This is a genomic window from Salinicoccus sp. HZC-1 (assembly GCF_046736035.1).
Taxonomy (GTDB): Bacteria; Bacillota; Bacilli; order Staphylococcales; family Salinicoccaceae; genus Salinicoccus.
The window spans coordinates 291,660-303,858 of the sequence record NZ_CP177130.1; the positions used below are offsets into that span (position 1 = coordinate 291,660).

10 protein-coding genes are annotated in these 12,199 nt (G+C 44.3%); all 10 read left to right on the forward strand.

Annotated elements, in window-relative coordinates:
• Positions 1-4: 4 nt before the first annotated feature.
• The 10 genes from ACKRAT_RS01495 to ACKRAT_RS01540 all read left to right on the forward strand — a co-directional run bounded on the left by ACKRAT_RS01495 (position 5) and on the right by ACKRAT_RS01540 (position 12,176).
• Positions 5-517: a DUF1850 domain-containing protein gene (locus tag ACKRAT_RS01495; protein WP_411843355.1), complete on the forward strand. Its 513-nt coding sequence runs from the start codon at positions 5-7 to the stop codon at positions 515-517.
• A 7-nt stretch (positions 518-524) separates the two neighbouring features.
• A complete protein-coding gene (locus ACKRAT_RS01500) occupies positions 525-2,744 on the forward strand; it encodes a TRAP transporter permease (protein ID WP_411843356.1) in 2,220 nt (739 codons plus the stop codon).
• Positions 2,745-2,959: 215 nt separating this feature from the next.
• On the forward strand, positions 2,960-4,108 hold the full coding sequence (locus ACKRAT_RS01505; protein WP_411843357.1) for an NAD-dependent epimerase/dehydratase family protein: 1,149 nt from the start codon (positions 2,960-2,962) through the stop codon (positions 4,106-4,108).
• 16 nt (positions 4,109-4,124) lie between these two features.
• Positions 4,125-5,258 (forward strand): glycosyltransferase family 4 protein, encoded by a 1,134-nt coding sequence (locus ACKRAT_RS01510; protein ID WP_411843358.1) that lies wholly within the window; start codon positions 4,125-4,127, stop codon positions 5,256-5,258.
• A gap of 17 nt (positions 5,259-5,275) precedes the next feature.
• Positions 5,276-6,577 (forward strand): pyrimidine-nucleoside phosphorylase, encoded by a 1,302-nt coding sequence (locus ACKRAT_RS01515; protein WP_411843359.1) that lies wholly within the window; start codon positions 5,276-5,278, stop codon positions 6,575-6,577.
• 111 nt (positions 6,578-6,688) lie between these two features.
• Complete coding sequence (locus tag ACKRAT_RS01520) at positions 6,689-7,834, forward strand: UTP--glucose-1-phosphate uridylyltransferase (RefSeq protein ID WP_411843360.1); 1,146 nt, start codon at positions 6,689-6,691, stop codon at positions 7,832-7,834.
• Between the two features lie 34 nt (positions 7,835-7,868).
• Complete coding sequence (trhA, locus tag ACKRAT_RS01525) at positions 7,869-8,552, forward strand: PAQR family membrane homeostasis protein TrhA (protein WP_411843361.1); 684 nt, start codon at positions 7,869-7,871, stop codon at positions 8,550-8,552.
• A gap of 79 nt (positions 8,553-8,631) precedes the next feature.
• Complete coding sequence (gene proC, locus ACKRAT_RS01530) at positions 8,632-9,444, forward strand: pyrroline-5-carboxylate reductase (RefSeq protein WP_411843362.1); 813 nt, start codon at positions 8,632-8,634, stop codon at positions 9,442-9,444.
• A gap of 69 nt (positions 9,445-9,513) precedes the next feature.
• Positions 9,514-11,070: an amidohydrolase gene (locus ACKRAT_RS01535; protein ID WP_411843363.1), complete on the forward strand. Its 1,557-nt coding sequence runs from the start codon at positions 9,514-9,516 to the stop codon at positions 11,068-11,070.
• An 11-nt stretch (positions 11,071-11,081) separates the two neighbouring features.
• Positions 11,082-12,176, forward strand: a complete 1,095-nt coding sequence (locus tag ACKRAT_RS01540; RefSeq protein ID WP_411843364.1) for an NAD/NADP octopine/nopaline dehydrogenase family protein — start codon at positions 11,082-11,084, stop codon at positions 12,174-12,176.
• The last annotated feature ends 23 nt before the right edge of the window (positions 12,177-12,199 follow it).

Consider the following 12,199-nt stretch of genomic DNA (forward strand, 5'->3'; position numbering starts at 1 on the left):
TTGAATGGTGGGTAATATCAGTAAAAAGACATTGCATCGGCGCAATGTCTTTTTATCCCTTACAGGGATTTTTATCATCATTATCATTGCCGTATTACTTTATATCTGCAGACCGACTCAGTTGATTGTTATGGATATGAACACGGAGGAAGTCTTGTTTTCACAGAAAGTCGAGCAAGGCGAAAGGTTTGAGGTTACGTATATCCATTCGGTGGAACGATCTCCGGTAAAAGAGATTTTTGAAGTGCGCGGACAGGATATTTACACCATGGAAAGCCATACGGAGTCATTCGGTGCGGGCATGCCCTATACAGGGGAAGAGATTGAGATGAAGAATGGGAAATTCATCATTAAGGACATCAACCGTAAGGTGCACGGCGGTATATTAAGGGTAAGGCCATCATCTGTATTTCCACACCATATAAAGATCGGAAAAGAAGATTTAGTGATTTCCGATCCACCCTATGAAGGGCGGAATTTAGAGATAAAGGTGGGCAGAACTTACTTTGAGAGGTGAAGTAGTAATGGATGAGAAAGAAAAACAGAGGATGATACAGGAACTTGAGGGCAGTGATAGACATCTGGGAAAAAAATTGGCCCTGATGGTGAGCGTTGTAGCCATTTCACTATCGCTGTTTCATCTTTATGTAGCTGGGTTCGGGTTGCCCGGCATCGGTTCAAAAACGTTCCTGATCATCCATCTGACTTTTGGTATTGTTTTAGTATTTCTTATTTTTCCAATTAAAAAAGGTTTGAAACAATATACGATCCCCTGGTATGATTTTATGCTTTCCTTAGTTTCGCTCGGGGTGGGCATATATTTGATTCAGAGGCAGGACGCCGAAGCAATAATGTCCGCACGTCCGACTGAGATTGACCTTATCATAGGCGCACTGTTCATCGTTTTGGTTATAGAAGCTACACGGCGTGTTGTGGGACTGCCTCTTGTAATCATTGCAACGATATTCATCGCCTACTTCTTTGCTGGTCAATTTATGCCGGGAGACTTTTACCACACCAGAGGAGATTTTTCCAGATTTGTTTATGAAATTACCTACCGCAGCAACGGTATATTCGGAACACCGATTTATGCCTCCGCCCAATTCGTGTTTATTTTCATACTTTTCGGGGCGATTTTAGAATCCACCGGAGCAGGGAAAATGTTCATAGACCTGGCGATCCGCGGTTTTGGTAAATATAAAGGGGGTCCTGCAAAAGCAAGTGTTGTTGCCAGTGGAATGATGGGTAGTATTTCAGGGAGCTCAACAGCGAATGCAGTGACGACAGGTACGTTCACCATCCCTCTTATGAAGAAAGTCGGCTTTCCTCCACATGTTGCCGGGGGAGTGGAGGTTGCCGCTTCATCAAGTGGACAGTTTTTACCGCCTGTAATGGGGGCCGCGGCTTTTATCATGGTTGAATTCACAGGGATTCCGTACTTTGAAATTATTAAAAGTGCCTTTATCCCGGCAATTCTCGCCTATGTCGGCATCCTGTTCATGGTCCATTTTGAAGCAAGTAAAAAAAACATTTCCGGTATTGATAAATCAGAAATGGCTTCCGGCAGAGACCTGTTGCTCAGGCAGGGATACTTGATAGTTCCCATACTGATTCTTCTGTACTTTTTAGTAGTTGAACGTTCATCAGTTAATGCTTCTGCGTTCTACTCAATTATTGCGATGATCATCATTGCATTCTTTACGTATCGGTTCAAGGCGAGTATGGCAAGAACCTTATTGTTTGCAGCTATTTTACTCGGGGTTACGTTCTTCATGCAGTATTTGCTCGGTTTTGTAAACCAGGGGCTGGTCAGTTTAAATGATGTCTTTGGAACAAGGGTTTTCAGTGCTGAAACGATTCGCTGGAGAGATCCAATATTCACAATGGTGCTTGGAGGCATCATCGTGTCGCTTATTTTTGCACTGTTCCAAAAGACGCTGAAACGGGATACTACACCTGAAAAATATGGTTTCAAACAACTGTTTAAGGGATTCGACAATGCGGCCAGAAACGCACTCAGCATCATTGTTGCCTGTGCGACCGCCGGTATCCTTATCGGTGTCATTACAACAAGCGGGCTGTCCACTAAGTTCACTAGAATTGTCATTGATTTTTCAGATACGATTGAAAGCTGGCTGCCGAATTTCATGGTTGGAGATAATACGCAACTTTACATTGCGCTTGTACTTACGGTATTCGCATGTCTGTTCCTCGGCATGGGGCTGCCGACGACAGCGACTTATGTAGTGCTGGCTGCGGTCATAGCTCCAGTACTGACGAACATGGGACTGCCGGTCATCGTTGCGCATCTATTTGTACTTTATTACGGTGTGCTTGCAGATGATACGCCACCGATTAATTTGCCCGCCTATGCGACAGCCGGCATAGCGAATGCCGGTCCGATCCGGACAGGGGTACAGGGCTTCAAATATGACTCTGCAGCGTTACTGCTGCCATTTATGTTCGCGATAAATCCAACAATCCTGCTGATTACAGATGCCTCCGCCCTGGAGATGACCTGGGCGATTATAACGGCAGCCATCGGCATGGCAACATTTGCCTCATTCATACAAAATTATATGTTTGCAAAATACAGTATTATTGAAAGGATTGCAGCCGCTGTTACTGCATTGCTCTTCATACAAAGCGATTTATTCACAGATTCAATCGCATTCGGTCTGTTCATTTTACTGGTAGTTTTCCAATTATATAAAAAAAGAAAACAAACACCGCAAACAGCATAGAGTTAACAGGAATTAACAGTAGAGGGCACCCGGAGAGGATTCCGGGTCCTTTTTAATATGATAAAACCGTTTCTCCTTTACCTTTTTGCCACAATTCCTATGTTAAAAATCATAAATGGTTTGTGACATTTAACAAACATCTTTATAATGATATATGTATACTTGCGGTATACTCTGTATTAATATAAATAACACTTGAATCGGAGGATGTTCAAATGAGAATTATTGTAGCTGGAGGAGATGGTTTCTGCGGGTGGCCGACTGCGCTCTATCTTTCTGAAAAAGGTCACGAGGTAACTATTCTGGATAATTTAGTTCGACGTAAAATTGACAATGAATTGCATTCTAACTCAGTTACGCCGATCGCCTCTCTACAGGATCGTGTGGCAAAATGGAAAGAACTTACCGGCAAAGAAATCAAAGTCTATGAAGGTGATCTTAATCACTATGACTTCTTAAGTCTCGTATTCAAAAATGAACGCCCAGAGGCATTTGTTCATTTTGCTGAGCAACGTTCAGCACCTTATTCCATGATTGATCGCGAACATGCGGTTTATACACAGCAAAATAACGTATTGGGCAACCTCAACGTTTTATATGCGATTAAAGAATTTGAACCTGACTGTCACTTGATTAAACTCGGTACTATGGGTGAGTATGGTCAGCCAAATATTGATATCGAAGAAGGTTACATTGAAATAGAACATAAAGGCAGAAAAGATACACTGCCGTTCCCTAAACAGCCGGGATCCTTCTATCACCTGACAAAAGTTCATGATACACATAATATTATGTTCGCCTGCAAAATCTGGGGTATCCGTGCCACAGACCTGAACCAGGGTGTTGTTTACGGTTTGAATACTGAAGAAACGAAAAAAGATCCTGTTCTTGCCAACAGACTGGATTATGATGGTGTGTTTGGAACAGCACTGAACCGCTTCCTTGTCCAGGCGGCAATTGGACACGATATGACTGTTTACGGCTCAGGCGGACAGACACGCGCATTCCTGAATATTAAAGATACAGTGCGCTGTGTGGAAATCGCAGCTGAAAACCCTGCTGATCAAGGAGAATTCCGTGTGTTCAACCAATTCACTGAATCCTTCTCTGTACTGGATTTAGCTGAGAAGACAAGAGAAGCTGCCAAAGATCTTGGCATTGACGCGAAGGTCTCTAACATTGAAAACCCACGTGTTGAAAATGAAGATCATTACTACAATGCAGTAAATACAAATCTCATCGATCTGGGCCTCGAGCCGAACCTTCTGACTCAGGACGTTCTTAAAGAAATCCTGAATGAAGCGCTTGAGCACAAAGACCGCATCATCGTGGATAATGTTCTGCCGAAAGTCACATGGAAATAAAGAAAGAGGTAACGGTATGAAGATAGCAATTGTCACAGAAACATTTTTACCATCGACAGATGGTATAGTGACCAGACTGACAAAAGCGATTGATTACTTTATGCGGGAAGGCCATGAAGTACTGGTCATTGCCCCTGACTTAGGAGTACATGACTATAAGGGAGCTAAAGTGGTCGGTATTAAACCGGTCACTTTCCCTTTTTATAGATACCGCAAATGGGGCTTTCCATCCCGTAAGGTATATCATATATTAAAAGGTTTTAAGCCGGATGTTGTACATGCAGTCAACCCTGTATTGCTTGCGACGAGTGCTGTACAGGCCGCCCAAAAATTAAATATCCCACTCGTATCTTCATACCACACACATCTGCCGAAGTATTTGGATTACTACACAATTTATAAACCTGCCAAGCCTTTGCTCTGGTGGTATATCAAGCGCAACCATAAAAATGCGGACCTCAACCTTGTAACCTCCAAAGCAATCAGAGATGAACTGGATGCACAGGGGATTAAGAGATTGGACATTATCCCGAGAGGCGTGGACGTGATCAACCGCCATCCGGATTTCAAAGATGATGAGATGCGGAACAGGTTGACCGATGGCAGACCGGATAACAAACTATTGGTGTTTATCGGCAGGATCGCTGTGGAGAAGGAAATCCATAAGCTTATCCCGCTTCTTGAAGCCCGTGACGATATCAGCCTTGCAATTATTGGAGATGGTCCTGCCCGGTCGGATATTGAAAAGCGGTTCGAAGGGACGAACACTATTTTCACCGGATTCATTCACGGGGAGGAACTTTCCAAAGCTTTTGCTTCGGGTGATGCATTCATATTTCCGTCGGTCTCTGAAACTCTCGGTCTTGTAATACTCGAGTCCATGGCATCAGGACTTCCGGTCATTGCTGCGGAAAGCGGGCCGACCAACGAACAGGTAGTCGACGGTGTGAACGGTATGCTTTATGAAAATGAAAATCTGGAAAGCATGCTTAGGGCAGTGGATGTATTGGATGACCGGGAGAAGCTTTATAAGATGAAGCGAAACGCTCGGGAAGAAGCAATGGGATACAACTGGGATAAAACGTCTCAGCGGCTGATCGATTTTTATATGGATGCAAGAGACAGGCATTCAGTGGGCAATAAAATGTAATAGAGGATGTGTATGTGATGAGAATGGTAGATTTAATCGCTAAAAAGCGTGACGGCGGCGCTTTGACAAAAGAAGAGATTAAATTCTTCATCGATGGTTATACTAATGGAGATATTCCGGACTATCAGGTATCCAGTTTAATGATGGCAATATTCTTTCAGGATATGACTGACGGGGAAAGAGCAGAATTGACGATGGCAATGGTCAAGTCCGGCGACGAGATTGATCTTTCATCGATTGACGGCGTGAAAGTGGATAAGCACTCCACAGGTGGTGTGGGAGATACGACGACACTTGTTCTGGCGCCGCTCGTTGCAGCACTCGGTGTGCCTGTGGCAAAAATGAGCGGACGCGGCCTGGGTCATACCGGCGGTACGATTGATAAGCTCGAGGCGGTGGAAGGATTCCATGTTGAAATTACAGAACAGGAATTCGCGGATATCGTCAACCGTGACAAAGTGGCCGTTATCGGACAGTCCGGCAACCTGACGCCTGCTGATAAAAAGCTTTATGCATTGCGTGACGTTACAGCGACAGTAAACTCCATTCCGCTGATTGCAAGTTCGATCATGAGCAAGAAAATTGCGGCTGGCGCAGATGCGATCGTCCTGGACGTTAAAACAGGCGACGGCGCGTTCATGAAAAATGAGGAAGACGCTGTTGCCCTGGCCAAAGCGATGGTCTCCATCGGTAATAATGTGGGCAGAAACACGATGGCAATCATTTCAAGCATGGCAGAACCGCTTGGTTATGCAATCGGCAATGCACTTGAAGTGAAAGAAGCGATTGAAACATTGAGGGGCGACGGGCCGGAAGACTTGACGGCACTCTGTCTGGAACTCGGTGCCCAGATGACAGTGCTTGGCGGTAAAGCCGAAACACTTGATGAAGCAAAAGAAAAACTTCAGGAAGTCATTGCTAATGGCAAGGCGCTTGAGAAGTTTAAAGTATTCCTGTCCAACCAGGGCGGAGATGCATCTGTAGTGGATGATGTATCCAAGCTTCCTCAGGCAGCATACCAGATTGATGTAAAAGCCGAAATTTCGGGTTATGTGGAAGAAATTGCAGCTGAAGAAATCGGTGTCGCATCAGCAATGCTGGGTGCCGGACGTCAGACAAAAGATGATGAAATTGATCTTGCGGTAGGTCTTATGCTTGAGAAGAAAGTAGGGGACCGCGTAGATGAAGGCGAAGTACTCGCAGTCATCCACTCAAACCGCGAAGATGTGGAAGATGTTAAACGGAAAATACTGGACAATTATAAAATTGGCAGTAATGCAGTTGATATTGAACTCATCAAACAAGTCATTACTGAATAAGTTTTTATCACAGGCCCTGCATCAACGGGGCCTGTTTTTTTATGAGGTTCATTTTTACAGCGGGGTACAGTTGGTTTATAATGAAGTTAACAAACGTATGGAGGCAGAGTAATGACAACTAAATGGATTCCTCAATTTGAACTGCTGGAGGAGAGTTACCAGCGGAAAGTAGAAGAGCAGTTTAAAACGTTGCCTTTGGATGAAATCAAAGAAACGTATCACCAGGTATATGTGAATCCGAAGTCGGTGGATATGGCGAAAGTGGAAGAAGTTCCTTTCGTAACCCGGGATGAAGTGGATATAGATAAGGTTTCGGATGCAGCAAAAGAAGCGATGAAGAATGGCGAAGTTGCAGCCCTTCTGATGGCAGGCGGCCAGGGGACACGCCTCGAGCATCCCGGGCCGAAAGGCACGTTTTCTTTTGAAGGGAAATCTCTGTTTGAAATGCAGGCTGACCAGATCAAAGCAGCTGAAGCCGCGGCCGGTCAGCCGGTTCACTGGTATATCATGACAAGTGATATCAATCATACAGAAACGCTTGAGTTCTTCTCCAGGCATGGGCATTTCGGGTTTGAACCGGGAAATATACATTTCTTCCGTCAGGAGCATTTCCCGACATTATCCAAAGACGGTGAACTGTTATTGACAGATGACAAGGACATCATGCTGACTCCCAACGGGAACGGCGGAATTTTCAGTGCACTTAAAGCAAGCGGCATGCTTGAAGATATGGAATCCAGAGGCATCAGGCACGTGTTCATGAATAACGTGGATAACGCTGTGGTCAAGGTGCTCGATCCGGTGCTGCTCGGTATACACGTAAGTGAAAATAACGAAGTGACTTCAAAGTCCATACTTCCTAAACCCGGCGAGAGTGTCGGACGTCTGAGTCTGGTGAATGGTGAAAAGAGCGTTGTCGAATACACTGAGCTGCCTGAAGGGGCGGGTGAGGAATTCAAGAACGGCAACATCGGCATCCATGTGTTCGGTATGGATTACCTGAACAAAGTGGCAGAAGAAAAAATGCCGTATCACCTGGCGTTAAAGAAACTTGAACATTTAAATAAAAAACTGCTGGTTGTTAAAGATGAAGTATTAAAATTCGAGAAGTTTTATTTTGATGCATTCCGCCATACAGATAAACATATGACATTACAGGTAGACCGCAAGGGTGAGTTCTCTCCGTTAAAAAATAAAACAGGCAAAGACAGTATTGAAACGGCATATAATGATTTAAAAGACGAAGGGATTATATGACGCAGCTGAAAGACGAAGAAAGGGGGGACTTCGCTTGGCGGAGGAAAGAACTGCGAAAAAGTTAGAGGGATCCCTGAGAAATATTGTTCCGCTGTCTTTCGGTGAAGAGGTTGGTAACAGTGTAAGTCATGGTGTCGCGGCATTGTTGTTTATATTCATCCTGCCGTTTACTTCTGTATATATGTATGGAACAGGCGGTGCGCTTCATGCGGTAGGCGGATCTATATTTGTCATCAGTATTTTGCTGATGTTCCTGACATCGACGCTTTATCATTCTATGGCACACAACACGCACCATAAATATATCATGCGCCTTTTGGACCATAGTCTGATCTATATTGCGATTGCCGGTACTTACACACCTGTTGCACTTTCCGTCATCGGCGGCAAATGGGGGATCATCACCCTCATCATACAATGGGCGGCTGCAATACTGGGGATATTATATAAGGTGTTCAGTCCGAATGTGAATGCAAAGGTCAGCCTGGCTTTTTATCTGATCATGGGCTGGATGGCTGTGATTTTCTTTCCGGTCATCATCACCAATACACATTGGATGTTTTTGCTCATGCTCGCCCTGGGCGGTGTGGCCTATACAGTGGGAGCATGGTTCTATGCCCAGAAGACACGTAAGTATTTTCATATGATCTGGCACTTTTTCATCATAGTTGGAAGTGTGATGCATTACATCGGTATTGTTTTCTTCATTCACGCCTGAGTAATTATGGATTTTTGATTTTTTTATTCAGTTTGTTATGATAGGAACTGTTGCGAAAAAATTAAATGGAGTTGATTCGATGAAAATCGTCTTTTATGGTGCGGGAAATATGGCGAGTGCTATATTTATCGGCATGATTGAAAATCGCGTCGTTAAGCCGGAACAGATCTACCTTACCAGCAGAAGCCAGCAGGAGAAAATTATGTTCTTCAAAGAGAATCTTGGTGTTAATGTCTCTTATGATGATGTTGAACTGCTCGAGGGAGCGGACTATGTAATCCTTGCCAGCAAGCCACAGAGTTTCCCTGATGTTGCCAAGAGAATCAGGCCGCACCTGGAAGAAAAGACAAAAATAGTATCGGTCATGGCTGGAACTCAGATCAAAACAATCAGACGTGAATTGAAATCTGAGAATCCGATTGCAAGAATAATGCCTAACACGAATGCTATGGTGCAACATTCCGTCAGCGGAATCACTTATTCCACGAACTTCCCTGATAAGGATGAATTGGTAGAACTTATGGAAAGCTTTGGTACTACTGTTGTAGTCGAAGAGGGCGGAATGCACAACATTACAGCGGCAACAGGCTCCGGTTCTGCATTTCTTTATTATATATATGAAAAATATGCAGAGAGTCTGATGGAACTTGGATTCACTGAGGAAGAAGCGCTGTTCCTTACAACGAATCTCGTAATTGGGGCCGGTAAAATGGTGGAGGATTCAGAACTGCCATTCAGCGAGCTTAGAAAAAACATTACATCTAAACGCGGAACGACTGAAGCGGGACTCGACGCATTGGATGGTGACAGTATTAAGGAAATCCTGTCCAAAACACTTAATGCGGCTGCCAGCCGGAGCCAGGAATTAAGTAAAGATGACGAGGACGAATAAAAAATAGTGTAGTAATAATGATACTTCATATAAAATGTATATGAAGTATTTTTTTCTAGGAGGGGTCTTGTGAAAACTCTGTATTATAACGGGGCAATCTATACAATGAACCGCGCTCACGAAAAGGTGGAGGCGGTTCTGATCGATAAAGGAAGGATTTTCAAAACCGGATTATTAAATGAACTTGAACGTGAAGCGGATATTAGGATTGATCTGGAAGGCCAGACGATGCTGCCTGCCTTAACAGATACACATATTCATTTAATAATGCTGGGTAAGAAACTTAAATCACTGGCATTGCACCATGTGGATGATATTGAGGAAATGAAGCATCTGATGAAAGAATTCAGTACGGATCATAAATGGGATCTAATACTCGGATATGATGAGAATAATTTAAAAGACCAGTATCGCATGGACCGTTCTGAACTGGATGCCTTAACGGATAAACCGACACTTGTTACGCGGGTGTGCCATCATGCAGGTTTTGTAAATACGAAAGCATTGGAGCTTCTGGATATAGATCAGAATGTGGAAGACCCTGAAGGCGGCTATTTTGAAAGAGATGGAAGCGGGGAACTCACAGGCTGGGTATACGATACCGCCTTTGATCAAATCAGGGATCAGACGGTTGATGACGATGTCGAGTCATTGAGTGGAGACCTGGATACAGCCATTGAGCATATGTACAGATACGGCATTGCAAGTGCGCATACTGAAGACATGTCGAATTACGGACCTTATGAAATGCCATTTAAAGCGTATTTATCAACACTTGGTCCAGATAAGAAAAAGTTCAGGGTCAATTTGCTGAGAAATGAAAAAGTATATGCACAGATGGTCGAGGACGCCCCGGCTTATTTAGAGGACTGGGTTGAAAAAGATGCAAAGAAAATTTTCATCGACGGTGCCTTCGGCGGAAAAACCGCGCTTCTCAAAGAACCCTATGCGGGCACGGAGAACCATGGCCTGCAAATCCATTCCCGGGAAAATCTGGAGGCGATGGTTAAACGGGCGCGGGATAATGATGATGCGATCGCTGTCCATATGATTGGCGATAAAGCATGTGAGCTGGTACTCGATGCAATTGAAAAATATCCGGTGCCCCGTGGCAAACACGACAGGTTGATCCATTGCAGCCTGCTGGATGCATCATTGATTGACCGCATGGCGGAACTGGATGTCATCTGTGATATCCAGCCGACCTTCCTGACATCCGATATGCCATGGATCGAAACGTATATAGGCAGTGACCGTGCAAAATATCTGTACGCCTTTAATACATTACAGAATAAAGGGCTTATTCTCGGCGGTTCTTCAGACGCTCCAATTGAAGACGTCAATCCCATGCTTGGAATCCATACGCTTGTTACACGTAAAGATGGGACAACGGTGTATAATGAGGATGAACGGGTGACCCGCTTCGAAGCTTTCAAAATGTATACTGCGAATGCTGCAGAGATAGTTTACAAAGGTCACAAAGCAGGCAGGATAAACCCCGGCTGCTATGCGGACTTTGCTGTATTTGACAGGGACGTCATGCAGGTGGATGCGGATGATTTATTAGAAGCCCGGGTAACAAAAACGGTAGTCAGTGGTGACACAGTGTATCAAACCAATGAGTAGGGGGGATTATTATGGCGCTTAGAATAAGTATTTTCGGAGCAGGGCACGGTGGTGTGACTGCAGCAGCTGATATGACGGAACGCGGACATGAAGTCACGCTGCACCAGTCTGCAAATTCAAAGAATGATTTAAGCAAGATCGAAGAAACCGGTGTGATCAATTTTAACGGCAAGCCTGTCAGGATCCATCAGTTCACTAAAGATGTGAAGGAAGCAGTTCAGGAGAAAGATGTAATTATGCTGACGATTCCGGCCCTTGCAGTGGAACCCATCGCCGAGAAACTTGCACCTTATCTCGAAGACGGCCAGTATATACTGATCAACAGCGCAAGTGCAATGAGCAGCCTTAGATTCAAACGTGTGCTCAATAATATGAAAAGAGATGTCGATATTAAAATCGGTGAAACGATGTCACTCACATACGCATCCAGATATAACCCGGAAACGAATGAGGCAAAGTTAATCGCATATAATAAACACAATCTGTTTGCGGCTTATCCTTCCCGGTACACAGAGGAAATGCTGGAAGTATTGAACCGGATGTATGACCATTTAAAACCGGCAAAGAATATTATAGAAACAACATTGAACAATGGAAATCCTGAAAGCCACCCCGGCCCCTCGATACTTAATGCCGGAAGGATAGATTATGCCGGCGATGAATTTTATCTGTACAAAGAAGGTATCACTGAACATACAGTGAACATCGTGCATAAAATTGATGAAGAGCGCCAGAAAATATGTGAAACGCTCGGCTTTGAAGTACTGTCCAAATCAGAACGCAGTGTGAGAAGCGGATATTTTGAAGAATCTGATTCGCTCCAGGAACAATATAATCAATCACCTGTGCTGAAAGATATATTGGGCCCCACGGATTTAGAAAACCGCTACGTTACAGAAGATGTATCAAACGGCCTCGTTCTCTGGGCAAGTATAGGGGATGAAATCGGTGTGGAAACGCCGGTAATGGATTCCGTCATTACTCTGACTGGTGTACTCCTCGGAAGAGATTACTTCAAACAGGGCGTGACGCTCTCCAAACTGGGTATTGAAGAGGCGGACGGTGACCGTTTGAATACCTTAATGGAATATGATCATACAAAATAAAAAAACAGGGCGTCCCCATTCGG